Origin of the sequence: Sphingomonas sp. BT-65 (assembly GCF_026107375.2) — a bacterium.
Classification (GTDB): domain Bacteria; phylum Pseudomonadota; class Alphaproteobacteria; order Sphingomonadales; family Sphingomonadaceae; genus Sphingomonas.
Window position 1 is genome coordinate 434,127 of record NZ_JAPCIA010000001.1, and the last position, 25,721, is coordinate 459,847.

The window sequence follows — 25,721 nt, forward strand, 5'->3', positions numbered from 1 at the left end:
GGGTAATCGTGATCAGTCGCATCCATCTCTACAGCGCAGCCTCGTTCCTCGCGTTCGCGCCGGGCGAAGCGCTCGCCAACAGCAGTGCCAGCACCGCCGGCCAGGCAGGCAGCCATGCTGAGGGCGAGGTGGTGATCACCGCCTCGCCGCTGCAGCAGACCGCCGACGAGACCGCGACTCCCGTGATCACGCTGAGCGGCGAGGAACTGGTCCATCGCCGCCAGGCGACGCTCGGCGAGACGCTCGCTGGCCAGCCTGGCATCCAGGTCGAGAATTTCGGCGGCGGCGCCAGTCGGCCGGTGATTCGCGGCCAGACCGCACCGCGCGTCCAGGCGCTGAGCGACAGCTCGGCGATCATGGATGCCTCGACCATCTCGCCCGATCACAATGTCACCACCGAGCCGCTGCTGCTGCGCGGGATCGAGGTGCTGCGCGGCCCCGCCACCCTGCTCTACGGCAGCGGCGCTGCGGGCGGCGCGATCAACCTGCTCGACGACAAGGTGCCGACCGAACTGCCCAAGGGCGGAATCTCCGGCGTTGCCGAAGGCCGGCTCGGCACCGCCGACGCGGAACGCGCGATCGTCGGCGGCGTCACCGCGGGCCTCGGGCCCTTCGCCTTCCGCGTCGAAGGCGTGCGTCGCAAGTCGGACGACTATCGCGTGCCCGATGCATTCGGCAGCGACCATGTCGAAGGCTCGTACAATGACACTTCGACGCTCAGCGCCGGCCTCTCCTGGATCGGGCCGCGCGGCTATCTCGGCGTCGCCTATACCCGCCAGCGCAGCGAATATGGCCTCCCCGGCCATAGCCACGAGTATGAGGACTGCCACCCGCACGGCACCAGCCTGCACTGCGGCGGTCACGGCCATGACGACGGCGATCACGATCATGATCATGACCATGATCACGGCGCGCCTTATGTGAAGCTGCGCAGCGACCGCTTCGACATCCGCAGCGACTATCGTGATCCCCTGCCAGGGTTCGAGAAGATGCGCTTCCGGATGTCCTTCACCGATTACGAGCATGACGAGCTCGACGACGGCGAGGTCGCCACGACCTTCCGCAACAAGGGTTTCGACGGGCGTTTCGAGCTCACTCACAAGCCGATCGCGGGCCTGCGCGGCGTGATCGGGGTACAGCATTGGGAGAGTGAGTTCAGCGCCGAAGGTGCCGAAGCGTTCCTGATCAGCACCGAGACCAGGAACACCGCGCTCTTCCTGATGGAAACGCTCTCGCTCGGACCGGTGCGGCTCGAGCTCGCGGCGCGACAGGAATGGCAGCAAGTCGAGCCGGCGGGGACGCGTTATCCCGGGATCAAGCACAGCCCCTTCTCGGCTTCAGGCGCGGCGATCTGGGATGTGGACGGCGACTATTCGGTCGCGCTGTCGCTTGCCCGGTCGCAGCGCGCGCCCAGCGTGCAGGAGCTTTACGCCTATGGTGTCCACCTCGCGACCAACACGTTCGAGATTGGGATGGTCACCGGCAACACCCGCCTGCCCGACGACGTCTCGCTCGGCGTGGAGACCTCGAACTCGATCAACCTGACGCTGCGCAAGACGCGCGGGCCGACCACCTTCACGATCGGCGCCTACCACCAGGATTTCGATAACTATATCTACGCCAAGACGCTCGACCAGTTCGAGGATTTCCGCCTGATCCGCTATGTCGGCGCCGACGCGACCTTCACTGGCGTCGACGGCGAGATCCGCCACGAGTTCACCCCCCAGTTCGCCGCGTCGATCTTCGGCGACTATGTCCGCGCCGAGCTCAAGGACGGGCTCGGCAACCTGCCGCGCATCCCCGCCGGTCGGCTCGGCGGCCGCGTCGACGCGCATGTCGGCCCGCTCACCTTCGATGCGGAATATTATCATGTGTTCGAGCAGGGTAAGGTCGCCGCGTTCGAGACCAGCACCCCGGGCTACGACATGGTCAACGCAACCCTTGCCTACCGGCTCGAGCTGGGCGGATCGGCCAATGCCGAGCTGTTCGTGCGCGGTACCAACCTCACCAACGAGCTGGCCTATAACCATGCCTCGTTCATCCGCGACGCGGCGCCGCTGCGCGGTCGCAACCTTGTGTTCGGCCTGCGCACCGCATTCTGATGGCAGAGGGAGCCGGCGCCGGATCCTCGCTGTTCGCGCATATCGAGGATCTCCAGGGCGATCTGCCTTGGGGATCTCTGCTCGATGCCGGCACCGGCACGCATTCGGTCCGCTGGGTCTCCTCGATCGCGACCGATCGCTGGGTCGCGGTCACCGGTGCCACCGCGCATGCGGTGCAGGTGCGCGACGCCGTTGAAGCCGCCCGCCGGCCGCAGGATCGGCTCATCGCAGCCAATTGGGCGGATCCCGAGCTGCTCAAGGGCGAGCGCTTCGATACCGTGCTCGCCGACTATCTAATCGGCGCAGTCGAGGGCTTCGCGCCTTATTTCCAGGGCGCGATGTTCGCCCGGCTGCGCGCGCTCACCGCCCGCCGCTTCTATCTCGTCGGGCTCGAACCCTATGTCACGCACGATCCAGCCACCGAAGCCGGGCGGTTGGTCTGGGAGATCGGGCGCTTCCGTGACGCTTGCCTGCTGCTTGCCGGCGAGCGGCCCTATCGCGAATATCCGATGGGCTGGGTGCTCGATCGCATGGCCGAAGCGGGCTTCAAGCCGATCGCCGCGCGGCGCTTCCCGATCCGCTACAAGGCGCGCTTCGTGAACAGCCAGATCGACATGTGCGCCGCGCGAATCGCCCGGCTCGGCGACCCGGCGCTGACGTCCGCGCTCACCGCGCGTGGCGAGGAGCTGCGCGCCCGTGCACTCGCCTTCGCTGCGCGCAAGGACGGCATCCGTCACGGTTTCGACTATGTGATCGCCGCCGAGCCGGGCTGAGCGTTAGTCATACGAAAAAGGACGGCTTTCGCCGCCCTTGCCTCGTCCCGTTTGGAAGGAATGGTGGAGCCGAGGGGGATCGAACCCCTGACCTTCGCAATGCCATTGCGACGCTCTCCCAGCTGAGCTACGGCCCCATCCGTTCCGGGAAGGCGATGGCCTCTAGCAGCCATCGCGTGGTTTGCAACCGGGTTTTTTTCGAGTTTCCGGTTCTCAGGTCTCTTCGTCGTCGTCGCCGGTGTCGACCCCCAGGTCGTCGTCGCCGCCCAGGTCGACATCGTCGTCGGGCGAGCCCTCAGCGTCCTCATCGACGTCCAGATCCTCATCGCCCAGATCCGCGTCCTCGACCTTGACCTTGTCGACCTCGCTCTTCACCACCTCGAACGGCAGCGGCTGCTTCGACTTGAGGACCGGCTCCGGCTCCCAGGCAAAGCCGCAGCTGATGCAGGTGACCGGCTCGTCCTTGGTCAGGTCATAGAAGCGCGTCGCGCATTTCGGGCAGGTCCGTTTCGTGCCCCATTCCGGCTTCACCATGTGCCGCTCTTACCTTTTCTTCGATTTAGCAGGGTGACGGGAAGCTTGTCCCCGTTTGAAGTGGCGCGCGCCTTGCCATAGCGCAAGCCCCCTGTCAAAGCCGCCGCCAATGAGCGCTGCAACACCCCTCCCTCTCGCCGTTTCCGCCCGCGGTCCACTGCGCGGTACTCTCACGGTGCCCGGCGACAAGTCGATCAGCCACCGCTCGCTGATGTTTGCCGGCCTTGCCGTCGGAGAAAGCCGGATCGAGGGACTGCTGGAGGGCGAGGATGTGCTCGCCACTGCCGCGGCGATGCGAGCGATGGGCACCACGATCGAGCGCCGCGACGACGGCGTATGGCACGTCTGGGGCGTCGGCGTCGGCGGGCTGCTCCAGCCCGAGATGGCGCTGGAGATGGGCAATTCGGGTACTTCAACGCGGCTGCTGATGGGCCTCGTCGCCAGCCACCCGATCACCGCGACCTTCACCGGCGATGCCTCGCTCTCCAAGCGCCCGATGGGCCGGGTGATCGATCCACTGTCGCGGATGGGCGCTGATTTCACATCGAGTCCCGGCGGCCGCCTCCCGCTCACCATGCGCGGCCTCTGCCCCGCGGTGCCGATCGAATACACGCTCCCCGTCGCCTCGGCCCAGGTCAAGTCGGCGGTGCTGCTCGCGGGGCTCAACACGCCGGGCATCACCCGCGTGATCGAGCCGGTCCCGACGCGCGACCATAGCGAACGCATGCTCACCGGCTTCGGCGCTGATCTGACCGTCGAGGAGACGCTGCAGGGCCGAATCATCTCGATCCGCGGTGAGGCCGAGCTCAGACCCCAGCAGATCACCGTCCCCGGCGACCCTTCCTCCGCCGCCTTCTGGATGGTCGCCGCCTCGATCGCCCCCGGCTCGGACATCACCATCGCCAATGTCGGCCTCAACCCGACGCGCACCGGGCTGATCACTGCGCTCAAGATGATGGGCGCTGACATCGCCCAGGTGAACCCGCGCATCGTCGGCGGCGAGCCGGTCGCCGACCTGCGCGTGCGCCACGCACCGCTCAAGGCGATCGAGGTGCCGCACGATCTCGCGCCGAGCATGATCGACGAATATCCCGTGCTGTTCGTCGCCGCTTCCTTTGCCGAGGGCCGCACCGTCGCACGCGGTGCCGATGAGCTCCGCGTCAAGGAATCGGACCGCATCGCCGCGATGGTCGCTGCGCTCCGGCCCAACGGCGTCGCACTCGAGGAGTATGAGGATGGCCTCGCCATCACCGGCACCGGCGGCGATCCTATCCCCGGCGGCGCTCCGGTCGCCTCGAAACTCGACCATCGTATCGCGATGAGCATGGCGGTGGCTGGACTCGGCGCGAAGGCCGACGTGAGCATCGACGACATTGCCCCGGTCGCCACCAGCTATCCGGGGTTCTTCTCGACCCTCGATTCGCTTACCGGCCGCACCGAACCATGATCATCGCCGTCGACGGACCCGCAGCATCGGGCAAGGGCACCATCGCCCGTGCCCTCGCGCGTCATTACGAGCTTCCCCATCTCGACACCGGGCTGCTCTACCGTGCGGTCGCCGCCACCGTACTGCGCGAGGAGCTGAACCCGGAGAAGGAAGCCGACGCCGTCGCCGCGACCGGGTTCGACGACCTGCTGCTTGCCGACGAATGGCTGCGCACCGATGAAGTGGGCAAGATCGCGTCCGTCGTATCAGCCCACCCGCTGGTCCGCGCCGCGCTGCTTCAGCGCCAGAAGCGTTTCGCCCACCAGCCCGGCGGCGCGATCCTCGATGGGCGCGATATCGGCACGGTGATCGCGCCCGACGCTGACGCCAAGCTGTTCGTCAAGGCGACTCCCACGATCCGTGCCCAGCGCCGCCACGCCGAGCTGCGCCGCAACGGCATCATGGCAAGCCTCGACAAGGTGCTTGCCGACATCCGTGCGCGCGACGAGCGCGACACCAAGCGCGCTGACGCGCCGCTGGTCGCCGCGCCCGATGCCGCGGTGCTCGACACCAGCTTCCTATCGATCGAGGCCGCCGTGCAGAAGGCGATCCAGCTAGTCGAGACGCAACGCGCGAAGAAGGCGGCCGCAACCGCCCGCTGATCAGCTGGCCGGGGGCGTCCCCTGCCCTTCGCTCGCCTGGATCGCCAGGAACTGCTCGAGCAGCGCCACCCGCGTCGCGATGTCCTTGCGATAGCTTGCATCGGGCGGGGTCAGCGTCAGCGCGCGCTTCCACCACGGCAACGCCGCGGCGAACTGCCCGGCGCGCACATGCGCGAGGCCATAGAAGAACGCCGGCCCCGGATGCTTCGGCGCCAGCGCCACCGCGCGCCGGAACGCCACCCCCGCCGCTGGCGACACCGTTCGCCCGTCGGCCTCGACCAACGTCATGCCGTACCAGGTCCACAGCGCGGCGTCGTTCGGCGAGGAGCGCACCCCGCCCTGCATGAACCTGGCGGCCTTCTCGGGATCGCCCCCACGGACCAGCGCATCGGCCGCGAAGAAATAGCCGTCAATATAGGTGAAGCGGCCGAACATCGCGCCGCGCAGGTCGCGCAGCATCGGCTCGTCGGGCTGCGCCTTCTTCGCTGCCTCGACCAGGGCGCCGGAGAGCTCGGGCCGCGCCTGCAGCGCATAGCCCGCTGCGCCCAGCATCAGCGCCGCGCCGGCGAACGACCACAAGGTCCGCGGCAGCCCGAGCAGCCACAGCAGCGCGAACGCCGCCGCACCAATCCCGGCGAGCACGATCCAGCCTATCATTTGCGCCGCCTCCGCAGCGTGCTACGCGCCAGCCACAGCCCGGCACCCAGCAACAACAAGGGCGCCAGCCACAGCGGCGCGGTCATCCAGCTCAGCGGCGGGTCATAGGTCACATAGCTGCCATAGCGCTCGACCAGCCAGTCGCGCACCGCTCCGGGCTTCTCCCCCGCCGCGATCTTCTGGCGCACGATTCGCCGCATATCGGCCGCCATGTCGACGTCGCTGTCGGCGATCGACTGGCCCTGGCAGACCAGGCAGCGCAGCGTCTCCATCAGCGCCGCGGCCTCCGCCTCTTTCGCGGCATCGGGCAACTGTGCATAGCCCAGATTCGCAGGCACGCTCGCGGCCAGCGCCACACCGAGCAACAGGCTCATCGCGCCGCCTCCAGCGCCTTGAGCAGCTTCGGCACATCCTCCGCGCGGATGTCGCCGATATGCTGCGCCGCGATCCGCCCCTGGCCGTCGATCACGAAGGTCTCGGGAACGCCCGCCGACCCGATCCCGATCTGCACCCGCCGCTCCTGATCGTTGCCGATCCGCGCGTAAGGATCGCCGTTCCGCGCCAGGAACGCCGCCACCGCCTCGGGCCGGTCCCTGATCGCCACCGCATCGATCTCGACGCCTGCCTGTTTGAGCCGCATCAGCTGAGGCGCCTCGGCGATGCACGGCACGCACCAGCTCGCGAAGACGTTGAGCAGCCGCGGCTTGCCGGTCGCGAGATCGGCGCGGCTGAGCCCCGGCTTGCCCTCGACCATCGCCGGCAGGCTGAATTCGGGCAGCGGCTTGCCGACCAGCGCGGACTTGACCACCGTCTCGCTCGTGCCGGTCAGCCGCCACGCCCCGAGCGCGACGACGCCCAGGAACACCACCAGCGGCACCCAAAGAGCCCAGCACCTCACCACTCCGCCTCCTCGCGCCGCCGCGCATTGCGCCGCTCGCGCTTCACCCGCCCGAGCAGCGAGAGCGCACCGCCGAGCGCGACCAGCCCGCCGCCGAACCAGATCAGCGTTACGAACGGCTTCCACCACAGCCGCAGCTGCCAGCGCCCCTGCGCATCCTGCTGCCCGAGCACGGCATAGAGCTGCCCATCGATCCGGGTCGAGATCGAGGCCTCGGCGGTGTCCGTCGGCGGCGAGGAATAATAGCGCCGCTGCGGACGTAACAGGAGCATCGGCCCGTCCACCGGCCCGCGCGAGGCTGTCACCCGCCCCTCGACCGCCGACCAGTTGTCACCGATCACCGGCGCTACACCGTTCAGAACCACGCGCCACGGCCCGACATAATAAGGCTGGCCATAGCGCGCCGCGACCAGCCGCTCGCTGGTGAAGGCGCTGTCTGCCGCCATCCCCGCGACGCTCACCGCCACCCCGAAATGCGCGATCATCATGCCCCAGGTGAACAGCGGCACGCGGCGCAGCTTGCGCTTCCACAGCGGCGCGAAGCTCGCCACCGCGAGCCCCGCGGCAAGCCCCAGACCGACGATCTCCATCCACCCGGCGTCCGGCGCCGCCGCGAACGTTCCGGCCATCACCAGCACCGCCAGCGTCGCCGGCACGGTCAGCTTGGCCAGCAGCGGGTTGAGATGATCCCGCCGCCAGTTGAGCAGCGGCCCCGCCGCCATCGCCGCCACCAGCGCCAGCGCGATCGGCCCCGCCGCCTTGTTGAAGAAGGGCGGCCCGACCGAGAGCTGCTCGCCCATCGCTTGCGCGACGATCGGATAGAGCGTCCCGATCAGCACGATGCCGAGGATCACGCTGAGCAGCAGATTGTTGAGCACCAGCCCGCCCTCGCGGCTGAGCAGGTCGAACCCCTGCCCCGCTTTCACCCGCCCGACCCGCAGGCCGTAGAGCGCCAGCGCACCGCCGATATAGAGGGCGAGCAGCACGAGGATGAAGCTCCCCCGTGTCGGATCGACCGCGAAGGCATGCACGCTGGTCAGGATGCCCGAGCGGACGAGGAAGGTCCCGACCATCGACATCGAGAAGGCCACGACGGCCAGCATCAGCGTCCAGGCGCGCAGCCCATCGCGCGCCGCCAGCACGTTGACCGAATGAAGCAATGCCGTCGCCGCGAGCCACGGCATCAGCGAGGCATTCTCGACCGGATCCCAGAACCACCAGCCGCCCCAGCCCAGCTCGTAATAGGCCCAATAGCTACCCGCGGTGATGCCGATCGTCAGGAACACCCAGGCGCCCAGCACCCAGGGCCGCATCGCCCGCGCGAACGCCGCGCCCACCTCGCCCGTCAGCATCGCGCCGACCGCGAAGGAGAAAGCGATCGAGAGCCCGACATAGCCGAAATAGAGCGTCGGTGGATGGAAGGCCAAGCCCGGGTCCTGCAGCAGCGGATTAAGCCCCATCCCGTCCAATGCCGGCGGATCGAGCCGGGTGAACGGGCTCGAAGCGATCAGCAGGAAGGCATAGAAACCGAGCGCGATGAAGGCCTGCGCGCCCAATGTCGCGGTCAGCGTCGCACGGTCGAGCTTCTTCTCCAGCAGCGCGATCGCCGCCCCGGCCAGCGCCAGCACCGTGACCCACAGCAGCATCGAGCCTTCATGGTTCCCCCACGCGCCCGCGAACTTGTAGAGCCACGGCTTGGCCGAATGGCTGTTCTGCGCGACCAGCAGCACCGACATGTCGGACCGCAGGAACAGCAGGATCAGCAGGCCGAACGACAGCGCCGCCAGCGCGCCCTGTACGATCGCCACCGGCCGCACCGCTTCGACCAACTGGTCCTGCTTGAGCCGCAACCCCAGCGCGGCCATCGCCAGCTGCATCAGCGCCATCGCCGCGGCGAACCACAGCGCCGCCAGCCCCGCCTCGGCGATCATTTAACGAGCGTGTCCGGCGATGGCATCTTGTCGGCGATCTCGGGCGGCATGTAGCGCTCGTCATGCTTGGCGAGCAGATTGTCCGCCACGAAGCCGCCATCGCTGGTGAACTTGCCCTCGGCGACCACGCCCGAACCTTCCTTGAACAGGTCGGGGGCGACGCCGGTGAAGCGCACCGGTACCTTCGCGTCCTTGTCGGCCACGACGAAGCTGATCGTCACGCCATCGGAAAGCCGCTTGAGCGACCCCGTCTCGACCATCCCGCCCAGCCGCACCGCCCTGCCGGCCGGGGGTTTCTTGGTCGCGACATCGCCGGGCGTATAGAAGAACGCCGCCTGGTCCTGGAGCGCGGAGAGCGCCAGCCCGCTCGCCCCGCCGATCGCGACGAGCGCGACGAGGCCAAGGATCAGCCGTTGATGCTTGCGCTTCATCGCCGGTCTCGCAGCGCGTCGGCCGCTTGCTCGGCCTTGCGCATCGCACGCCAGCTCGCCAGCGAAATCCCGCCGACGCCCGCGACGACCACCGCATAGGCGGCAAGGATGAACGGCCAATGGTTCATGCCGCCATCCGCCGCAGCCGCGCCTCGACGCGCTGGTTGGCCAGCGCCGCGCGCATCCGCATCAGCACGATCCCGCCGAACAACAGGCTAAAGCCGGGCAGCGTCAGCAGCAGCGGCCACAGCATCGAATCGTCGATGGTCGACTTGGTCAGCGTCAGGCTCTGTCCCTGGTGCAGCGTATTCCACCAAACCACGGAGTAGCGGATCACCGGCAGCAGCACCGTCCCCGCGATCCCGAACAGCGCCGGGATGCGCCCGTCCCCGCCGCGCTCGCGGTCGGCGCGCTCGAGCGCGATCCACGCGATGTAGATGAAGAACAGCAGCAGCATCGAGGTCAGCCGCCCGTCCCACTGCCACCAGGTGCCCCAGGTCGGCCGCCCCCAGATCGATCCGGTGATCAGGCACAGCGCGGCAAAGGTCGCCCCCACCGGTGCGATCGCGCGCGCGGCGACATTCGCCAGCGGGTGCCGCCACACGAGATAGGCGAAGCAGGCGATCGCCAGGCTGGTCCACCCGCCCATCCCCAGCCACGCGCTCGGCACATGGATATATAGGATCCGCACGCTCTCCTTCTGGAGATAGTCGGGCGGCGTCTGCGTGAGGCCACCCCAGCAACCCACGAGCACCAGCAGCAGCCCGCTCCAGAACAGGATGGGCGTCAGCGGTCGCGCGATCTTGAGGAAGCGCGTGGGGTTGGCGAGTGCGTGGATCACGGCGTTTCGCCGCCTTTAGGCGGATTCGCCCGCCAAGTCCAAATCCTTCCCGCCCCTCAGCGCTGCCTGGATGCCCCGAGCAGTCTGGGCGCGATCCCGCCGACGCGCGCGGGCGCATCCAGATCGTTCGTATCGAAGGTAAGCGACATCATCGGGCGGAAGGCAAAAGCGCGTGGCCGGCGCCCGACCATTGCCTCCACTTCCGATCGCATCCGGTTCTCGGCGAATGGCGCTCTGGCCACGCGGAAATCCTCCGCTCCCCCTCGATTCAGCCGCCCGGCGGCCGCGGGACGGGCCGGCAGGGCGGACTGCAGGGGTGCGGGCAAGTTGATGTACACGGGCTGGCGGGCAGCTCCGGTCGCCGCTGGCCGGTCCGCGATGATCAGGGCGCGCGCGTCGGAGCGGTCTTGTGCTGCCGTATCGGCGGCACCTGGACCGGTTGCGATCAGGCCGGCCAGCAACCAGGCACGCATCGCTCATCCCCTTCGCCGCGAAGCATGAGGGATTTGCGCGGAGCTGGCAAGTTTGTTGCGCCCCTTAGTTTTCGACCAGCTTCTCGAACTCGTCCTCGGTCAGCGGGATCTGGAATTCGAGGCCGGCCTCGAAGTCGCTGGCCCAGGCGACGCGCGCGGCCCAGTGGCCGAGATGCGGCAGCGTCAGCCAGATCATGGAGTCGCGGCGCAGCGCCGAGAAGGTCTCGATCTTGGCGCCGTGGATCGACAGGTCGACCACCTTGCACAGCGCGCGGTCGAGGCCGCCCCGGCCCACCTTCGCATCGAGCGAGACCGGCGCACGCGGAGCGCGCCGCCGGCCGAGCACCGCGGGTTCAAATTCGGCTGCAAAGCTGCGTCCCGATGACATCATCGGGCAAGCCTAGGCTGCGATGGCTAACGGCGCGTTAATGCCGTTAGCCTGCCCGCCTTACTTCTTGGAGAGCGAAAGCCCGCCGAAGCGCTTGTTGAAGCGCGCCACCTGACCGCCGGTATCCAGCATGGTGCCGCGGCCGCCGGTCCAGGCCGGGTGCGCCAGCGGATCGATGTCGAGCTGCATCGTGTCGCCTTCCTTGCCCCAGGTGGAGCGGGTTTCGAACACGGTGCCGTCGGTCATCTGCACCTTGATCATGTGATAGTCGGGGTGCGTGTCTTTCTTCACGGGTCAGTTCCTTGCGATACGCCGCCGGTTTCCGACCGGCAGCAAGAGGCGCGGCCCCTAACAGAGCCGCGCCGATGTTGCAATGCGAAGGGTGTTCAGGCTGAGGGCGGGTCCGCGATCATCGCGGTGAACTCGCACTCGGTGGCGAGATCGTCGCCGAGATATGCCTTGCCGGCGAACTTGCAGATGCGCGCGCGTTTCTGCAGGAACTCGACCTCGAGCCGCAGCAGCACGCCGGGCTCGACCGGCTTGCGGAACTTCACGCCGTCGATCGACATGAAATAGACGAGCTTGCCTGACCCCGCGAGGCCCAGGCTCTCGACCGCGAGCACGCCCGCCGCCTGCGCCAGCGCCTCGACCTGGAGCACGCCGGGCATGATCGGCCTTCCCGGGAAATGCCCCTGGAAGAACTCCTCGTTGATGCTCACCGCCTTGATCGCGACGATGCGCTGGTCGGGGATCAGTTCCTCGACCCGGTCGACCAGCAGCATCGGGTAGCGGTGCGGGAGCGCCGCCATGACCCGCCCGATATCGAGCGGGGCCCCGGCGGAGGCCGGGGTGGAGCCTCCCGTCACTGCCGGATCGCTCACCGGCCCGGCGTTGCGGGCTGCGTGGGCTGCTGCGCCGGCTGCTGCGGCGGCGGCGGGGCGGTGGTGCTCACGCTCGGCAGCTGCTGGTTGAGCGTAGTCAGCACCGCATCGGTGATGTCGACCGACGCCGCCGAGAAGAGCAGGCTCTCCTTGGCGATCGCCGCGCTCGCGCCGCGCTGCTGGGCGATCTGCTGGACCACCGGCACCATGCGCTGCGCGATCTGCTGCTGCACGAACTGCACGTTGCGCTGGAAAGTCTGCTCGCGCTCGGAGACTTGGCGCTGGGCGCCCTGCGCCTTGGTCTGGAACGCCTGCACGCGCTGCTGAAGCGCCGCGTCGGGCTTGCCGGCGGCGGCCTTGAGCGCGGCTTCGAGCGAGCTCTGCTCGGTCTGCAGCGGCTGGCCCTGCTGCTGCGCGAACTGCTGGAGCGCGGTGCGCTGCTGCTGGAGCTGGGTGTTGGCCGCGACACAGGCGGTGCACTGGCTCATCACGCGATCGACGTCGACGACGGCGATCTTGGCATCCGCCAGCGCCTGCGCCGCGGCGGTACCGGCGCCCAGGGTCGCACCGGCGACCGCGAGCGCGGCGAGAATGGTCTTGGTGTTAGACATCAGAATGCAGTCCCTACGTTGAAGCTGAAGAGTTTGTCGTCGTCGCCCTCTAGCTTGGTGAGGGCGTAGGCGAGATCGAGCCGCAGCGGGCCGAACGGTGAGTTCCAGTTGGCGCCGATGCCGACCGCCACGCGCGGCCTGGGCGAGTTGCCCAGGAAGCGTTCGACGAATGGATCGGTCGTGACGTTATAGACCGCGTTGATCGACGTGCCCGAACAGGCGCCGCCCGCCGTGGACGAATAGCCCACCGAACAGGTGGTGAGCTGACCCGGCGCGACCGCGTCGGTGAGCGGAACCTGGAAGAGCGGGCGGCCTTCCGAATCGAACTGCGGCGTCAGGATCGGCAGCAGCGAGGGCGAGCCGTCGGCGTTGAACAGCGGGTTGCCGCTGCCGTCGGTCGCCTGGGTGAAGTTCGCGGTCGGGTTGGGCCGCCGCACGCCCCAGTTCGCGCCCGCCATCGCGAAGATCGACGGGCGAATGCCCATCTCGCGCGCACCCGCGCCGAGCGGGATCTCGAGTTCGAGCTTGGCCAGATAATAGGCGCGGCCGCCGATCGCGTCGTCGAAGATCTGGTCCTCGTCGGTGATCAGCGTCTGGTTGCCCGCGGCGACGCTGCCGGTGAAGCCGATGCGCTGGATACGCGGGCCCACACCGCGGATGTCGAAGCCGCGGAACTGCGGCTCGCCGAGGAAGAAGCGGTCGGTGATGCGCACCGGATCGACGCCCGCCGCGGAGCTCTCCAGGCTGTGGATATAGCCGCCCTCGAGCCCGGCCGAGAAGACCCAGCCGCCGCCGATGTTCCAGTATTTGTCGGCGTCGAAGCGCCCGCGCAGATAGCGCACGTCGCCGCCCAGACCTGCGAAGTCGCCGCCGATCACCAGCCGCTGGCCCGCGGTCGGGCGCAGTCGGCTGTTGAGGCTGTCATAGATCAGCGACAGGCCGACCGCCGACGTCCAGCGCTTGCCCAGCGCCTCGCAGAGATAGCGCCCGGCCTTGAGCGGGTCGCACGCGCCGTTGGTGAAGAAGGTGCTCTCGTCGAGGCCGACCGAATCATGGGTGAGCGAATAGCGGCCCGAAGCGGTCCAATATTCGGTCAGCGGCACGCCGAGCACGAGCTGCCCGCCGGTCGACACCTGCTCATAGGTGGTGCGGCGATCGGTGCCGAGATAGTTGAACGAATTATAGTCGCGCCGGAAGATCGTGCCGCCGAGCGCGATGTTCTGGTCGAACAGATAGGGCTCGGTGAAGCCGACCTCGACCGACTTCGAATAGCTCGAATAGTCGGCGGAGAGCCGCAGGTCCTGGCCCCTGCCGCGGAAGTTGCGCTGGCGGATCGAGCCCTGGAAGATGAACCGCTCGAGGCTCGAGAAGCCCGCCGAGAGCGTCAGCTCGCCGGTCGATTTCTCCTCGACATTGGCGGTCAGGATCACACGGTCGGGCGCCGAGCCTTCCTTCTGCTCGATCTCGAACTTGTCCTGGAAATAGCCGAGCGAGTTGATGCGGTCCTGCGAACGCTTGACCAGGAAAGTGTTGAACGCGTCGCCTTCCGCCAGGCGCATCTCGCGGCGGATCACCTTGTCCTGGGTCTGGGTGTTGCCGGTGATGTCGATTCGCTCGACATAGGTGCGGCGCGCCTCGGCGATGTTGAAGTTGATCGTCATCGTCAACTTGTCGCGGTCGCGCTGGAACTCGGGCGAGACGTTGGCGAAGGCATAGCCGAACATGCCGGCGGTTTCGGACAGGCTGTCGACCGTGTCCTCGACCAGCTTGGCGTTGTACCAGGCGCCTTCCTTGATCGTCAGGTTGGAAGCGAGGCGCTTGTCGTCGAAGTCGCGGATGTTGCTGTCGACCGTGACCGGACCGAATTTGTAGCGCGGCCCCTCCTCGACGACATAGGTGATGATGAAGTCGCGCTTGTCCGGCGTCAGCTCGGCGACCGCGGAGACCACGCGGAAATCGGCATAGCCCTGGGTCAGGTAGAATTGGCGCAGCTTCTGCTGGTCGTAGGCCAGCCGGTCCTGGTCATAGCTGGTGTTCGAGCTGAAGATGCTGGTGAGGCGCGCCTGCTTGGTCGCCATCTCGCCGCGCAGCTTGCCGTCGCTGAACACCTCGTTGCCGATGATGTTGATCTGGCGGACCTTCGACTTCGGGCCCTCCTGGATCTCGAAGATGATGTCGACGCGATTCTGGTCGAGGCTCACCATCTTGGGCTCGACGCTCGCGGCGAAGCGGCCCTGGCGGCGATACAGCTCGACGATGCGCGCGACGTCCGCGCGCACCGCGGTGCGGGTGAACATCTGGCGCGGCGCCAGCTTGATTTCCTTGACGATCTTGTCGTTCTTCAGCCGCTTGTTGCCCTCCAGCACCACGCGGTTGATGATCGGGTTCTCGCGCACGCGAACGACGATGTCGCCGGTCTCGACGCCCTCGATCGTCACGTCGGCGAGCAGCTCGCTCGCCAGCAGGTCGCGGATCGCCTGGTCGAGGCTCTCGGTGGTGTAGGACTGGCCCACGCGCAGGCGGGTATAGGACAGCACCGTCTCGGGCTCGAGCCGCTGGGTGCCCTCGACGCGCAGCGTGCGCACGGTACGCACCGGCGCGGGAATCGCCACCGGCGTCACCGGCTGCTGCGCGGCGGGCGCGGGTTGCTGCGCTGCCGGGGCTGGCTGCTGCTGCGCGGGCGCCTGCTGCGCACAGGCCACGCCCGACAGAATCGTGCCCGTCAGGAGCAGCGCGGTGGCGCGCACGCCGAGAGTTGTCACCTTGATTGCAGTCACCATCCTACCCCAGGATTCGAGAATATTTCAGGCCGAAGCTCGGGTCGGCGAACCGCCCTGCCCCAACCGCGTCAGCCGATCAACCCGGCCAGATTCCTCCACACGCCAAAGGCGCCCAGATCGTTGAACGTCACCATCAAAAACAGCGCCAGGATCGCCACCATCCCGCCGCGGAACGCCCATTCCATCACCTCCGGCTCCACGGGTTTCCGGCGCACCGCCTCGATCGCATAGAACAGAAGATGGCCGCCATCCAGCACCGGGACTGGCAACAGGTTAATGAATCCCAGATTAATCGACACGAGCGCGATCAGGAACACGAACTCCACCGGTCCCAGGACGAAGCGCTCGCCGGAAACCTGTGCGATTCGCAGCGGTCCGCCCAATTCCTTCACTGACCGGCGGCCGGTGATGATCTGACCGAGCCCATCGATCTGCATCTGGATGACCCGGCCGGTATCGCGAATGCCGGCCATCGGGGCTTCCCACAGGCTGACCGGCACCAGCTCGACCGGGCCGGAGCGCACGCCCAGCACACCCAGTCGATACACGTTGCCGAAGCGGTCCTTTTCCTCACGCACGCCGGTGGTGATGTTGAGGTCGAGCCTGCGGCCGTCGCGCTCGATCCCGATACGGATTGGCTCGGCAGGGCGCATGATCACATAGCGCGCGATCTCGTTGAAGCCTTCGACGGAACGCCCGCCGACCGAGAGGATCCGGTCCCCCGGCTGAAGTCCCGCGGCTGCCGCGACGCTTCCCTTGTCGACCGTTCCGATCACCGGCGCCGTGCTGGGCCGGCCATAGGCGACGGCGAACGCTGCCAGAATCAGGATCGCCACCACGAAATTGGTCACCGGCCCCGCCACCACCACGATCGCGCGCTGCCACACGGGCTTGGCCTGGAAGGTCCGCGCACGCTCGGCGGCGGGCAGCGACAGCCATTCGGGGCTGGGCTGGCTCGCCGGGTTCATGTCGCCGGCGAACTTCACATAGCCGCCGAGCGGCAGCCAGCCGAACTTCCAGCGCGTGCCGCGCTTGTCGGTGAACCCCGCGATCTCGCGCCCGAACCCGATCGAGAAGATGTCGGCCTTGATCCCGAACAGGCGTCCCGCCGCGTAATGACCCAGCTCGTGCACAAAGACGAGCGGCCCGATCACCAACAGGAAGGCGAGGATGTAGAGAAAGAAACCGGGATTCTCGGTCAAGCTACGCAGTCCTTCACACGCTCGCCCGCAATGTTCCGCGCCTCCGCGTCGATCGCAAGCACTTGATCGAGCGTCGCCGGTGCGGCCGGATCATAGCGTTCAAGCGTATCCGCGACGATTGCGGCAATTTCAAGAAAGCCGATACGCCGTGCGAGGAACGCGGCAACCGCCACTTCGTTCGCCGCGTTGAGCACCGCCGGGCGCGCCCCGCCTGCCGCCAGTGCCTCGCGCGCCAGGCGAAGGCATGGAAAACGCGCATGGTCGGGCGCCTCGAAATCCAGCCGCCCGATCCTGGTCAGGTCGAGCCGCTGGCACGGCGTCGCCATCCGCCGCGGCCAGGCGAGCGCGTGCGCGATCGGCACGCGCATGTCAGGGGAGCCGAGCTGCGCCAGCACCGAGCCGTCGGCATATTCGACCATCGAATGGATCACCGACTGGCGGTGCACGATCACATCCAGCTGCTCGGGCGCCACCGGGAACAGGTGGAACGCCTCGATCAGCTCCAGCCCCTTGTTCATCAGCGTCGCCGAATCGACGCTGATCTTCGCGCCCATCGACCAGTTGGGATGCGCCACCGCCTGCTCGGGCGTGATGCCGCGCATCTCGTCGAGGCTGCGCTCGCGGAACGGTCCGCCGCTCGCGGTCAGGATGATTCTTGATACTTGATCGGCGTTATCGGACTCAAAGCACTGGAAAATAGCGTTATGTTCCGAATCGACCGGGAGCAACGTGGCGCCGTGCCGTGCGACTTCGCGTGTCACCACCTCGCCTGCCGAGACGAGCGATTCCTTGTTGGCGAGTGCGACCGTGCCGCCGCCTTCGAGCGCCGCCAGCGCCGGCTTCAGGCCCGCGGTGCCGACAATCGCCGCCATCGTCCAGTCCGCGTCCATGCGCGCGGCCTCGCACACCGCCCGCGCGCCGCCCGCCGCCTCGACCCCGCTCCCCGCCAGCGCCTCGCGCAGCGCGGGCAGACAGGTCTCGTCTGCCACCACCGCCAGCTTCGCCCGCACCCGGCGCGCCGCCGCCGCCAGCCGCCCGACGTCGCAATTGGCGGTCAGCGCCACCACCTCGAACGCGTCGGGTTCGCGCTCGATCAGGTCGAGTGTCGAGGTGCCGACCGATCCGGTCGCGCCGAGGATCGACACGCGCCTCATCGGATCGCCAGTACCAGCAATGCCGCGAGCGGCGCCACCGGCACCAGCCCGTCGAGCCGGTCGAGCAGGCCGCCGTGACCCGGCAGCAGATTGCCCGAATCCTTGACCCCCGCACACCGCTTGAGCCAGCTCTCATAGAGGTCGCCCGCCTGCGCCAGCGCCGCCAGCAACGGCGTCGCCGCCGCGAGCCGCCAGTCGAGCCCCAGGCCGATCAGAACGAACGCGAACAGCCCTGCCGCCGTCACCCCGCCGAAGAAGCCGGCCCAGGTCTTGTTGGGGCTCACCGCGGGCAGCAGCTTGGGCCCGCCGATCGCGCGTCCCGCGAAATAGGCGCCGATGTCGCACGCCCAGACCAGCGCCATCGCCCAGAAGGCGAGCAGCAAGCCCTGATCCTGCGCGCGCAGCACCAGCAAAGCGAGCACCGGCAGCCCGACATAGACCTCGCCCGCGCCCAGCATCCCGTTGCGCGTGACGATCGCGACGAAGAACATCGCCCCGAGCACCAGCCCGAAGGCGAGGAACCCCGGCCCTGCCGCGATCGGCGCCATGATCGCGAGCGGCACGGTCAGCGCATATTGCGCGAGCTTGCGCTGCCGGGCATCCGCGCCGTGCAGCCCGCCCCATTCGTGGATCATCAGGATCCCGACGACCGCCAGCAGCAGCCAGAAGGCGAAGCCGCCCCACCACAGCGCGGTCGCCGCCATCGCGACCAGCACCGCGCCGACCAGCGCGCGCGTCGGCAGATCGGCATTCTTCCGGGGCGGAACTTCGTTCACAAGCCTCCGAACCGGCGCTGCCGCTTGCCGAACTGCGCGATCGCATCGGCCAGCGCGGCACCGTCGAAATCGGGCCACAGCGTATCGACGAACAGCAGCTCGGCATAGGCCGCCTGCCACAGCAGGAAATTGGACAGCCGCTGCTCGCCTGAGGTACGGATCAGCAGGTCGAGCGGGGGCAGTCCGTGCGTGGTCAGCGCGTCGCCGAACATCGCGTCGTCGATCTGCGCCGGATCGAGCTCCCCGGCCTTGGCCGCCACCGCCAGCCGCCGCGCCGCCGCCACGATCTCGGCCTGCGCGCCATAGTTGAGCGCGATCACCAGCGTCGCCCCGCTATTCGCCGCCGTGCGCGCGATCGCATCGTCGATCATCGCCACCAGGTCGTCCGACAGCGCATGATAGTCGCCGATCACGCGCAGCCGGACATTCTCGCCGACCAGGTCGCGCAGCTCGTTCTTGAGGAAGTGGCGCAGCAGGCCCATCAGGTCGCGCACTTCCTCCTCTGGCCGCCGCCAATTCTCCGACGAGAAGGCATAGAGCGTCAGCACCTCGATGCCGAGCTCGCGCGCCGCCTTGGACACGCGCCGCACCGCCTCCACGCCTTGCTTGTGCCCGGCGAGCCGCGGCAGCCGCTTGGCCTTCGCCCAGCGGCCGTTGCCGTCCATGATGATCGCGACGTGGCGGGGAATCGCTTCGCCTTCCGGGTTGGCCGGGGCAGGCGCGGAGAGTGCGGTCACTTGCCGAGAATTTCCTTTTCCTTGGCCGCCGCCGCCGCGTCGATCTCGGCGATCGTGCTGTCGGTCAGCTTCTGCACGTCGCCCTCGTGGCGCTTGCGGTCGTCCTCGCCGAATTCGCCCTTCTTCTCGTCGTTCTTGAGGTTGTCCATGCCGTCGCGGCGCACGTTGCGCGCGGCGATACGGGCCTTCTCGGCATATTGGCCGGCGAGCTTGGCCAGCTCCTTGCGGCGCTCCTCGGTCAGGTCCGGGATCGGCAGGCGCAGATTCTGCCCGTCGACGATCGGGTTGAGGCCGAGCCCGGCCGAACGGATCGCCTTGTCGACCGGCCCGACATTGGACTTGTCCCACACCTGCACGCTCAGCATGCGCGGCTCGGGTGCGGAAACCGTCGCCACCTGGTTCAGCGGCATCATCGCGCCATAGACCTCGACCGTCACCGGATCGAGCAGCGACACGTTGGCGCGGCCCGTGCGCAGGCCGGAAAGGTCGTGTTTCAGCGCCTCGACCGCGCCGTGCATGCGGCGCTCGAGGTCGGCCTTGTCATATGCGGCCATTGTCAGGCTCCTCTTATACAGATTGCGGATTGCGGACGATCGTCGAGGTGCCCTGTCCCTGCAGCACCGCCGCCAGATTGCCCTCGTCGCGGATGTTGAACACCACGATCGGAATGTCGTTGTCGCGGCACAAGGCCACCGCGGTCGCGTCCATGACCTTGAGGTTGTCGACCAGCACGCGGTCGAAGCTCAGCTCGTCGTAACGCGTCGCGTCGGGCACCTTCTTGGGGTCGGCATTGTACACGCCGTCGACACTGGTGCCCTTGAACAGCGCGTCGCAGTTCATCTCGGCCGCGCGCAGCGCCGCGGTGGTGTCGGTGGTGAAGAACGGCAGGCCGGTGCCCGCGGCGAAGATCACCACGCGGCCCTTCTCCATGTGCCGCATCGCCTTGCGCCGGATATACGGCTCGGACACGCTCGCCATCGGGATCGCCGACTGGACGCGCGTGTCGACGCCGAGCCTTTCCAGCGTGTTCTGCATCGCCAGCGCGTTCATCACCGTCGCCAGCATGCCCATGTAATCGGCGCTCGCCCGCTCGAAGCCCTGCGCCGCGCCGGCGAGGCCGCGGAAGATGTTGCCCCCGCCCACCACCATGCAGATCTCGAGGCCGGTCTCGGTCGCCGCCTTCACCTCGCGCGCGACGCGCTCGCAGGTTGCGGGGTCGATGCCGAACTGGCCCTGACCCATCAGCACCTCGCCCGACAGCTTGAGCAGGATTCGTTTGAAGCGCGGAGCGGTCATCTGGCCCTTGATTCTGTGGGTTGGTGGGAAGCGGCGCGGACCTTAGATGCGGCCTCGCGCAAAGCCAAGCGCAAGCCCGATTATTTGATCGCGGCCAGGGTGCGCCGATGCTAGCTTCCCGGCAGGGAGACTATCCGGATGATCCGCCAGCTGCTCGCCGTCTCGATGCTGTTCGCCGCCACGCCGCTCCTCGCGCAGCACGGCAAGAACGAGATCGCGCGCTGCACGCTGGCGATCGGCATCCAGTAGGAGCGGCGTGATGCCCACCCACGCCCAGCTCGCCGCCAAGCTCCTGCGCGATGCCGCCACCTTCTTCCGCAACGTCGGCGCGCAGAACCCCGATCTCGCCGAGGCGATGGACGAGAATGCCGCGGTCTATGAGCAGGTGGCCGACCTCACCGAAGCCGATCCCCTGCGCGAGCTGCCGCTCGACGACGATCCGGACTGACGCAAAAAGGGCGCAGCCGCCGCAGCGGCCACGCCCCTCTTGTTCGCAAGCGAAGAGAGCTTAGCGGGTGATGCCCGCCGTCGCCGCGACTTCCGCGGCGAAGTCGCTCTCTTCCTTCTCGATGCCTTCGCCGAGCTGGAAGCGGACATAGTCCTTGAGCACGATCGAGGTGCCCGCGTCCTTGCCCGCCTTGGCGATGACGTCGGCGACCGGGGTCTTGCCGTCCATCACGAACAGCTGGCTGAGCAGCGCGTTCTCCTTGGCGAACTTCTTGACCGCGCCCTCGACCATCTTCTCGATGATGTCGGCGGGCTTGCCGCTCTCCGCTGCCTTCTCGCGGCCGATCGCGCGCTCGCGCTCGAGCACGTCCTGGTCGAGGCCGCTCTCGTCGAGCGCCAGCGGGAAGGCCGCGGCGATGTGCATCGCGATCTGCTTGCCCAGCGGCTCGAGCACGTCGACGCCGGCGTCGCTCTCGAGCGCGACCAGCACGCCGATCTTGCCGAGGCCCGGGGCAGCCGCGTTGTGGACGTACGGGATCACCGCGCCGTTGGTCACGTCGACCTTCTTCGCGCGGCGCAGCACCTGGTTCTCGCCGATCGTCGAGATGTTGGCGGTCAGCACGTCCTCGACCGTGCCGCCCTGCGGCAGCGCGGCCGCCTTGAGCGCGTCGATGTCGTCGATGCCCTGCTCCAGCGCCACCGCGGTCACGTCGCGCACGAAGCCCTGGAAGATCTCGTTCTTGGCGACGAAGTCGGTCTGCGAGTTGACCTCGACCGCCACGCCCTTGGTGCCCGCGACGGCGACGCCGACCAGGCCTTCCGCGGCAGTGCGGCTCGACTTCTTGGCGGCAGCGGCCAGGCCCTTGGCGCGCAGCCAGTCGGCCGCGGCCTCGATGTCGCCATTGGTTTCCGCAAGCGCCTTCTTGCAGTCCATCATGCCGGCGCCGCTCTTCTCGCGCAGTTCCTTGACGGCTGCTGCAGTGATCTCGGCCATGTCTAGTTCCTTGAGGTTAGCTGTTTGCTTCGAATATGGTGCGGGCGGGGCATTGCGAAAACCGCCCTGCCCCGCCCCCATTACGGTTCGATGACGTGGTAGGCGCCGGGCGCTTACGCGTCGATCTGGCGCTCGCCCTCGGCGGCCGTCTCCGGCTCGGTCGAGGCGGCCGGGGCTTCCGGCTCGGCTTCGACAACCGGGGCCGGCTCGGCCACCGCCTCGGCGGCAGGCGCCGCTTCCGGCTCGGCAGCCGCGGGCTCGGCCAGCGCGGCCTCGACCGGCGGCTCTTCCGCCGCGCCGAAGTCGGCGCCGCTCACCACCTGGGCGTGCTGGTTGCCGCGGGTCGCCGCGATGGCGATCGCTTCGCAGTACAGGCGGATCGCACGGCTGGCGTCGTCATTCGCCGGAACCGGGAAGGCGATGCCGTCGGGCGACACGTTCGAATCGAGGATCGCGACGACCGGGATGCCCAGCGTGTTGGCTTCCTTGATCGCCAGCTCTTCCTTGTTGGCGTCGATCACGAACATGATGTCGGGGATGCCGCCCAGGTCGCGGATGCCGCCGAGCGACAGCTCGAGCTTGTCCTTCTCGCGGGTCAGGTTCAGCACTTCCTTCTTGGTCAGGCCGTGCGTGTCGCCCGAAAGCTGCTCCTCGAGCGTCTTGAGGCGCTTGATCGACTGGCTGATCGTCTTCCAGTTGGTGAGCATGCCGCCCAGCCAGCGGTGGTTGACGAAATGCTGGTTCGACTTGCGCGCCGCCTCGGCGATCGCGTCCTGCGCCTGGCGCTTGGTGCCGACGAACAGCACCTTGCCGCCGGCCGCGACGGTCGAGCTCACGAACTCCAGCGCGCGCGCGAACAGCGGCACGGTCTGCGAGAGGTCGATGATGTGGACGCCGTTGCGCTCGCCGAAGATGTAGGGCTTCATCTTCGGGTTCCAGCGGTGGGTCTGGTGACCGAAGTGCGCGCCCGATTCGAGCAGCTGCTGCATGGTGACGACAGGTGCCGCCATAGGGATAACTCCTTCCGGTTGAGCCTCTGGGAAGCGAGTGACCGTGAGCCGAACGGCTCGCAGCACCGGGTTATGATGCTTCCCATGTGGGGTTGAGGCGGCGCCCTTAGCGGAGGCGGCGGAGAAAGGCAAGCGGGGCGCGCCACTCACGGCGATCCACTTTTGTTCCAAATCCGCATTGACATTGGAACATCAGCGGAACATAACGCGTCCAACAGGCGGACATGGAACATGCGCCGCGCTCGAGCCCTCGGAGACCTTCAGGGATTCCAATGGCTTGATGAATCCGGGAGGCTCACATGGTCGCGCTGCTCGTTGCCCTGCTCTTCACCGCCGCCTTCGCGGTTTCGCTGTGGTCGATGTGGATCACGATCCAGCCGCGCCTCTCCTATATGCGTGCGCTGCTCGCCGGCGACACCGTCCCGGCCCTCGCGCCTGCCGTGGCGCCACGCGTCCGCGCGGTCACGCGCCCTGTCACGGTCTCGACCATCGGCGCCCGCCCGCTCCGCGCGGCCGCCTGATTCCCCTCCCTGGAAGGGAGGGGTTAGGGGTGGGTTGGCGCGCAGCGCCATTCGGAGGCTGGTTTCATGCTCCGCCGCATCGATCCAGAGCTAACCCGCCGCGCCCGCGAACTGCGCAACAACCCAACACCGACCGAACTCGCCGTCTGGCATCGCATCTCCCGCTACCGCCCAGCCTTCACCCGACAGCTCGTCGTAGCGCCATTCATCATCGACCTCGTTTGCCGTTCCGCGCGTCTGGGAATCGAATTTGATGGCAGCCAACATCGCGATATGGCCGAAGCCGACGCCCGGCGAACCCGCTATCTCCAACGCAAGGGCTGGCGCATCATCCGCCTCTGGAATTCGGACGTTCTCGCCAATCCCGACGGCGCGACCCTGCACATTCTGGCGCAAGCCGCCGAGTGCCTCGGCGGTACCCACCCCCTACCCCTCCCTTCCAGGGAGGGGAGAGTCAGAGTTCCGCGTTACAAGTAATCGCTCCCCTCCCTGAAAGGGAGGGGCCGGGGATGGGTTGGCGCGCAGCTCCTTAACCGCTCGCCACCCGCCCACTCCGCCGATACGCCCGTACGCTGAACGGCAGCGTCACCAGATAGGCCACCGACACCACCGTCAGCGTCTGCCACGGCGCCGTCACCAGCGCCGCGAGCAGGATCGCGAGCCCCACCAGCGCCTCGAACCGCACATTGCGCCGCAGCCGCAGCGACTTCCACGAATAGGTGGCGAGGCTCGAGACCATCAGCAGCCCGACGAATGCCACCCACGGCGTGACGATCCATGGCGAGCGCGCCAGCTCCTCGCCGCTCCACAGCCACACATAGAGCGGCAGCATCGCTAGCGCCGCGCCCGCCGGCGCCGGGATGCCCGTGAGATATCCCGCCAGCTTGCGCGGCTGCTCGGAGTCGATCTGCGAGTTGAACCGCGCCAGCCGCAATGCGCAGAACACGGCGAACAGCAACGCGATGATCCAGCCCAGCCGCGGCACGACCATCAGCGACCATAGATAGAGAATCAGCGCCGGCGCCACGCCGAACGAGATCGCGTCGGACAGGCTGTCGAGCTCCGCCCCGAACTTGCTCTCGCCATGCATCATCCGCGCGATCTGGCCGTCGATGCCATCGAGCGCGGCGGCAAGCATGATCATCAACACCGCGCGTTCCCAATCCTCCGCGATCGCGAAACGCACCCCGGTCAGGCCCGAGCACAGCGCCAGCGCGGTGATCGCATTGGGAAGCACCGCGCGCAGCGGAATGCCGCGCCGTTGCGATCGCGCCCTCAAAGCCATCGGCGCAAGCTCATCGAAGCTGCCTCACTGGGCGATGCCCTCGGCCACGATGCCGCCCTTGCGGCCGACCACCGTCTCGCCCGCGATGCAACGCTGGCCCAGCGCCACTTGCGCCGCATAGTCGTCGGGCAGGAACACGTCGACGCGGCTGCCGAAGCGGATCAGGCCGATGCGCTGCCCGGCCGCGACCATGTCGCCGGTCTTGACGAAGGTCACGATGCGCCGCGCCACCAGGCCGGCGATCTGGGTGAAGCCGACGCGCAGCCCGTCGCGGGTCTCGACCACGAAATGCTGGCGCTCATTCTCCTCGCTCGCCTTGTCGAGGTCGGCGTTGAGGAACTTGCCCGCGATATACACCACCTGGCGGATAGTCCCCGCTACGGGCGTGCGGTTGATGTGCACGTCGAACACGCTCATGAAGATCGAAACGCGCACCCGCGTCGCTTCGTTCAACCCGTCGGGTCCGGCGATCTCGCGCGGCACCGGCACGCGCTCGATCATCGTGACGAGGCCGTCGGCGGGCGAGACGATCAGCCCCTCCCCCTGCGGCGTCACGCGCACCGGATCGCGGAAGAACGCCGCGACCCAGATGGTCACGCCGACCAGCAGGAATCCGAGCTCGTCCCAGATCGCGAACAGGAACAGCAGGGTGACCGCGGCGGAGATAAGGACGTATTTGCGCCCCTCGGGGTGCACGGCGGGAAAGCGCCACTTGACCGTGTTGGTGACGACGGGCGGCTTGTCGAGTGAAGGCATGCTGGGGCTTTAGCCGCGTTCGCCTCCGCCTGACAATCGCTCGTCCCAACTTCCCTGTGCATGCCGCGGCTTGCAATGTTGGATTTGGCTTGCTTGGCTCGCCGCGCGGACGGCCGTGTCCGCCGCTCTTTGATATTCGAATGCGGATCAAGGCA

The 25,721-nt window shown here is 67.8% G+C and carries 31 protein-coding genes and 1 tRNA gene; 7 read left to right on the top strand and 25 right to left on the bottom strand.

Annotated features, from left to right (window positions below; translation table 11 throughout):
- Positions 1-8 precede the first annotated feature (8 nt).
- Both OK349_RS02190 and OK349_RS02195 read left to right on the top strand, forming a co-directional pair.
- Positions 9-2,102, top strand: coding sequence for a TonB-dependent receptor domain-containing protein (locus OK349_RS02190; RefSeq protein ID WP_265116196.1), 2,094 nt, complete (start codon positions 9-11; stop codon positions 2,100-2,102).
- Complete coding sequence (locus tag OK349_RS02195; RefSeq protein ID WP_265116197.1) at positions 2,102-2,875, top strand: hypothetical protein; 774 nt, start codon at positions 2,102-2,104, stop codon at positions 2,873-2,875. The genes OK349_RS02190 and OK349_RS02195 overlap by 1 nt, the downstream gene beginning before the upstream one ends.
- A gap of 61 nt (positions 2,876-2,936) precedes the next feature.
- Here OK349_RS02195 and OK349_RS02200 read toward each other — a convergent pair.
- Positions 2,937-3,012, bottom strand: a tRNA-Ala gene (locus OK349_RS02200).
- 76 nt (positions 3,013-3,088) lie between these two features.
- A complete protein-coding gene (locus OK349_RS02205) occupies positions 3,089-3,409 on the bottom strand; it encodes a TIGR02300 family protein (protein ID WP_265116198.1) in 321 nt (106 codons plus the stop codon).
- A 109-nt stretch (positions 3,410-3,518) separates the two neighbouring features.
- Between OK349_RS02205 and aroA the strand changes: the two genes are divergently transcribed.
- Together aroA and cmk are read left to right on the top strand one after the other, a co-directional pair.
- Positions 3,519-4,856, top strand: coding sequence for a 3-phosphoshikimate 1-carboxyvinyltransferase (gene aroA / locus OK349_RS02210; protein ID WP_265116199.1), 1,338 nt, complete (start codon positions 3,519-3,521; stop codon positions 4,854-4,856).
- Entirely contained in the window at positions 4,853-5,497 is a 645-nt protein-coding gene (gene cmk / locus OK349_RS02215; RefSeq protein ID WP_265116200.1) for a (d)CMP kinase, read from the top strand. The genes aroA and cmk overlap by 4 nt, the downstream gene beginning before the upstream one ends.
- On the opposite strand, the gene OK349_RS02220 is transcribed toward cmk, so the two are convergent.
- The 19 genes from OK349_RS02220 to pyrH all read right to left on the bottom strand — a co-directional run bounded on the left by OK349_RS02220 (position 5,498) and on the right by pyrH (position 20,553).
- On the bottom strand, positions 5,498-6,154 hold the full coding sequence (locus tag OK349_RS02220; RefSeq protein WP_265116201.1) for a tetratricopeptide repeat protein: 657 nt from the start codon (positions 6,152-6,154) through the stop codon (positions 5,498-5,500). It lies immediately after the preceding gene.
- A complete protein-coding gene (locus OK349_RS02225; protein WP_265116202.1) occupies positions 6,151-6,528 on the bottom strand; it encodes a cytochrome c-type biogenesis protein in 378 nt (125 codons plus the stop codon). Before OK349_RS02225 ends, OK349_RS02220 begins: the two co-directional genes overlap by 4 nt.
- Entirely contained in the window at positions 6,525-7,052 is a 528-nt protein-coding gene (locus OK349_RS02230; protein ID WP_265116203.1) for a DsbE family thiol:disulfide interchange protein, read from the bottom strand. The genes OK349_RS02225 and OK349_RS02230 overlap by 4 nt, the downstream gene beginning before the upstream one ends.
- Positions 7,049-8,983 (bottom strand): heme lyase CcmF/NrfE family subunit, encoded by a 1,935-nt coding sequence (locus OK349_RS02235; RefSeq protein WP_265116204.1) that lies wholly within the window; start codon positions 8,981-8,983, stop codon positions 7,049-7,051. The genes OK349_RS02230 and OK349_RS02235 overlap by 4 nt, the downstream gene beginning before the upstream one ends.
- Entirely contained in the window at positions 8,980-9,414 is a 435-nt protein-coding gene (ccmE, locus tag OK349_RS02240; RefSeq protein ID WP_265116205.1) for a cytochrome c maturation protein CcmE, read from the bottom strand. Before ccmE ends, OK349_RS02235 begins: the two co-directional genes overlap by 4 nt.
- Positions 9,411-9,542 carry a heme exporter protein CcmD gene (ccmD, locus tag OK349_RS02245; RefSeq protein WP_265116206.1) on the bottom strand — a complete coding sequence of 44 codons (132 nt, stop codon included), beginning with the start codon at positions 9,540-9,542 and terminating at the stop codon, positions 9,411-9,413. The genes ccmE and ccmD overlap by 4 nt, the downstream gene beginning before the upstream one ends.
- The gene (gene ccmC, locus OK349_RS02250; protein ID WP_265116207.1) at positions 9,539-10,255 is read right to left on the bottom strand and encodes a heme ABC transporter permease CcmC; all 717 of its coding nucleotides are present in this window, start codon (positions 10,253-10,255) and stop codon (positions 9,539-9,541) included. Before ccmC ends, ccmD begins: the two co-directional genes overlap by 4 nt.
- 56 nt (positions 10,256-10,311) lie before the next feature.
- Entirely contained in the window at positions 10,312-10,728 is a 417-nt protein-coding gene (locus tag OK349_RS02255) for a hypothetical protein (RefSeq protein WP_265116208.1), read from the bottom strand.
- A 64-nt stretch (positions 10,729-10,792) separates the two neighbouring features.
- Entirely contained in the window at positions 10,793-11,119 is a 327-nt protein-coding gene (locus tag OK349_RS02260; RefSeq protein ID WP_265116209.1) for a PilZ domain-containing protein, read from the bottom strand.
- A 57-nt stretch (positions 11,120-11,176) separates the two neighbouring features.
- Entirely contained in the window at positions 11,177-11,407 is a 231-nt protein-coding gene (gene rpmE, locus OK349_RS02265) for a 50S ribosomal protein L31 (protein ID WP_265116210.1), read from the bottom strand.
- A 95-nt stretch (positions 11,408-11,502) separates the two neighbouring features.
- Complete coding sequence (gene fabZ, locus OK349_RS02270; protein WP_265116211.1) at positions 11,503-11,997, bottom strand: 3-hydroxyacyl-ACP dehydratase FabZ; 495 nt, start codon at positions 11,995-11,997, stop codon at positions 11,503-11,505.
- The gene (locus OK349_RS02275; protein ID WP_265116212.1) at positions 11,994-12,608 is read right to left on the bottom strand and encodes an OmpH/Skp family outer membrane protein; all 615 of its coding nucleotides are present in this window, start codon (positions 12,606-12,608) and stop codon (positions 11,994-11,996) included. Before OK349_RS02275 ends, fabZ begins: the two co-directional genes overlap by 4 nt.
- Entirely contained in the window at positions 12,608-15,388 is a 2,781-nt protein-coding gene (gene bamA, locus OK349_RS02280; protein ID WP_265116213.1) for an outer membrane protein assembly factor BamA, read from the bottom strand. The genes OK349_RS02275 and bamA overlap by 1 nt, the downstream gene beginning before the upstream one ends.
- 68 nt (positions 15,389-15,456) lie before the next feature.
- On the bottom strand, positions 15,457-16,590 hold the full coding sequence (gene rseP / locus OK349_RS02285) for an RIP metalloprotease RseP (RefSeq protein ID WP_265116214.1): 1,134 nt from the start codon (positions 16,588-16,590) through the stop codon (positions 15,457-15,459).
- Positions 16,587-17,744, bottom strand: a complete 1,158-nt coding sequence (locus tag OK349_RS02290) for a 1-deoxy-D-xylulose-5-phosphate reductoisomerase (RefSeq protein ID WP_265116215.1) — start codon at positions 17,742-17,744, stop codon at positions 16,587-16,589. The genes rseP and OK349_RS02290 overlap by 4 nt, the downstream gene beginning before the upstream one ends.
- Positions 17,741-18,448 carry a phosphatidate cytidylyltransferase gene (locus OK349_RS02295; RefSeq protein WP_372340564.1) on the bottom strand — a complete coding sequence of 236 codons (708 nt, stop codon included), beginning with the start codon at positions 18,446-18,448 and terminating at the stop codon, positions 17,741-17,743. The genes OK349_RS02290 and OK349_RS02295 overlap by 4 nt, the downstream gene beginning before the upstream one ends.
- Before the next feature lie 68 nt (positions 18,449-18,516).
- Positions 18,517-19,257 carry an isoprenyl transferase gene (locus OK349_RS02300; protein ID WP_265116217.1) on the bottom strand — a complete coding sequence of 247 codons (741 nt, stop codon included), beginning with the start codon at positions 19,255-19,257 and terminating at the stop codon, positions 18,517-18,519.
- Positions 19,254-19,811, bottom strand: a complete 558-nt coding sequence (gene frr, locus OK349_RS02305; protein WP_265116218.1) for a ribosome recycling factor — start codon at positions 19,809-19,811, stop codon at positions 19,254-19,256. Before frr ends, OK349_RS02300 begins: the two co-directional genes overlap by 4 nt.
- Positions 19,812-19,824: 13 nt before the next feature.
- Positions 19,825-20,553, bottom strand: coding sequence for a UMP kinase (pyrH, locus tag OK349_RS02310; RefSeq protein WP_265116219.1), 729 nt, complete (start codon positions 20,551-20,553; stop codon positions 19,825-19,827).
- A gap of 259 nt (positions 20,554-20,812) precedes the next feature.
- Here pyrH and OK349_RS02315 point away from each other — a divergent pair, with 259 nt between their 5' ends.
- Entirely contained in the window at positions 20,813-21,001 is a 189-nt protein-coding gene (locus OK349_RS02315; protein WP_265116220.1) for a hypothetical protein, read from the top strand.
- Positions 21,002-21,061: 60 nt separating this feature from the next.
- On the opposite strand, the gene tsf is transcribed toward OK349_RS02315, so the two are convergent.
- Together tsf and rpsB are read right to left on the bottom strand one after the other, a co-directional pair.
- On the bottom strand, positions 21,062-21,994 hold the full coding sequence (tsf, locus tag OK349_RS02320) for a translation elongation factor Ts (protein WP_265116221.1): 933 nt from the start codon (positions 21,992-21,994) through the stop codon (positions 21,062-21,064).
- A 113-nt stretch (positions 21,995-22,107) separates the two neighbouring features.
- Positions 22,108-23,004, bottom strand: a complete 897-nt coding sequence (rpsB, locus tag OK349_RS02325; RefSeq protein ID WP_265116222.1) for a 30S ribosomal protein S2 — start codon at positions 23,002-23,004, stop codon at positions 22,108-22,110.
- Positions 23,005-23,303: 299 nt separating this feature from the next.
- On the opposite strand from rpsB, the gene OK349_RS02330 reads away from it, so the two are divergent.
- Both OK349_RS02330 and OK349_RS02335 read left to right on the top strand, forming a co-directional pair.
- A complete protein-coding gene (locus OK349_RS02330) occupies positions 23,304-23,525 on the top strand; it encodes a hypothetical protein (RefSeq protein ID WP_265116223.1) in 222 nt (73 codons plus the stop codon).
- A gap of 66 nt (positions 23,526-23,591) precedes the next feature.
- Positions 23,592-24,002 carry an endonuclease domain-containing protein gene (locus OK349_RS02335; protein WP_265116224.1) on the top strand — a complete coding sequence of 137 codons (411 nt, stop codon included), beginning with the start codon at positions 23,592-23,594 and terminating at the stop codon, positions 24,000-24,002.
- A 52-nt stretch (positions 24,003-24,054) separates the two neighbouring features.
- Here the strand turns inward: OK349_RS02335 and OK349_RS02340 are convergent, their stop codons facing one another.
- Entirely contained in the window at positions 24,055-24,810 is a 756-nt protein-coding gene (locus OK349_RS02340) for a CDP-alcohol phosphatidyltransferase family protein (protein ID WP_265116225.1), read from the bottom strand.
- 24 nt (positions 24,811-24,834) lie between these two features.
- Positions 24,835-25,566 carry a phosphatidylserine decarboxylase gene (locus tag OK349_RS02345; RefSeq protein WP_265116226.1) on the bottom strand — a complete coding sequence of 244 codons (732 nt, stop codon included), beginning with the start codon at positions 25,564-25,566 and terminating at the stop codon, positions 24,835-24,837.
- Between the last annotated feature and the right edge of the window lie 155 nt (positions 25,567-25,721).

Bases quoted from the DNA above. Each gene is read 5' to 3' on its own strand.
- OK349_RS02255 (WP_265116208.1), bottom strand. From the start codon at position 10,728: ATGCGTGCCTGGTTGCTGGCCGGCCTGATCGCAACCGGTCCAGGTGCC.
- OK349_RS02235 (WP_265116204.1), bottom strand. From the start codon at position 8,983: ATGATCGCCGAGGCGGGGCTGGCGGCGCTGTGGTTCGCCGCGGCGATG.
- OK349_RS02220 (WP_265116201.1), bottom strand. From the start codon at position 6,154: ATGATAGGCTGGATCGTGCTCGCCGGGATTGGTGCGGCGGCGTTCGCG.
- cmk (WP_265116200.1), top strand. From the start codon at position 4,853: ATGATCATCGCCGTCGACGGACCCGCAGCATCGGGCAAGGGCACCATC.
- OK349_RS02225 (WP_265116202.1), bottom strand. From the start codon at position 6,528: ATGAGCCTGTTGCTCGGTGTGGCGCTGGCCGCGAGCGTGCCTGCGAAT.
- bamA (WP_265116213.1), bottom strand. From the start codon at position 15,388: ATGGTGACTGCAATCAAGGTGACAACTCTCGGCGTGCGCGCCACCGCG.
- OK349_RS02335 (WP_265116224.1), top strand. From the start codon at position 23,592: ATGCTCCGCCGCATCGATCCAGAGCTAACCCGCCGCGCCCGCGAACTG.
- OK349_RS02295 (WP_372340564.1), bottom strand. From the start codon at position 18,448: ATGGCGGCGACCGCGCTGTGGTGGGGCGGCTTCGCCTTCTGGCTGCTG.
- OK349_RS02290 (WP_265116215.1), bottom strand. From the start codon at position 17,744: ATGAGGCGCGTGTCGATCCTCGGCGCGACCGGATCGGTCGGCACCTCG.
- aroA (WP_265116199.1), top strand. From the start codon at position 3,519: ATGAGCGCTGCAACACCCCTCCCTCTCGCCGTTTCCGCCCGCGGTCCA.
- OK349_RS02275 (WP_265116212.1), bottom strand. From the start codon at position 12,608: ATGTCTAACACCAAGACCATTCTCGCCGCGCTCGCGGTCGCCGGTGCG.
- OK349_RS02315 (WP_265116220.1), top strand. From the start codon at position 20,813: ATGCCCACCCACGCCCAGCTCGCCGCCAAGCTCCTGCGCGATGCCGCC.
- OK349_RS02195 (WP_265116197.1), top strand. From the start codon at position 2,102: ATGGCAGAGGGAGCCGGCGCCGGATCCTCGCTGTTCGCGCATATCGAG.
- rpsB (WP_265116222.1), bottom strand. From the start codon at position 23,004: ATGGCGGCACCTGTCGTCACCATGCAGCAGCTGCTCGAATCGGGCGCG.
- OK349_RS02345 (WP_265116226.1), bottom strand. From the start codon at position 25,566: ATGCCTTCACTCGACAAGCCGCCCGTCGTCACCAACACGGTCAAGTGG.
- ccmE (WP_265116205.1), bottom strand. From the start codon at position 9,414: ATGAAGCGCAAGCATCAACGGCTGATCCTTGGCCTCGTCGCGCTCGTC.
- OK349_RS02340 (WP_265116225.1), bottom strand. From the start codon at position 24,810: ATGGCTTTGAGGGCGCGATCGCAACGGCGCGGCATTCCGCTGCGCGCG.
- frr (WP_265116218.1), bottom strand. From the start codon at position 19,811: ATGGCCGCATATGACAAGGCCGACCTCGAGCGCCGCATGCACGGCGCG.
- OK349_RS02260 (WP_265116209.1), bottom strand. From the start codon at position 11,119: ATGATGTCATCGGGACGCAGCTTTGCAGCCGAATTTGAACCCGCGGTG.
- ccmD (WP_265116206.1), bottom strand. From the start codon at position 9,542: ATGAACCATTGGCCGTTCATCCTTGCCGCCTATGCGGTGGTCGTCGCG.
- pyrH (WP_265116219.1), bottom strand. From the start codon at position 20,553: ATGACCGCTCCGCGCTTCAAACGAATCCTGCTCAAGCTGTCGGGCGAG.
- OK349_RS02205 (WP_265116198.1), bottom strand. From the start codon at position 3,409: ATGGTGAAGCCGGAATGGGGCACGAAACGGACCTGCCCGAAATGCGCG.
- OK349_RS02330 (WP_265116223.1), top strand. From the start codon at position 23,304: ATGGTCGCGCTGCTCGTTGCCCTGCTCTTCACCGCCGCCTTCGCGGTT.
- tsf (WP_265116221.1), bottom strand. From the start codon at position 21,994: ATGGCCGAGATCACTGCAGCAGCCGTCAAGGAACTGCGCGAGAAGAGC.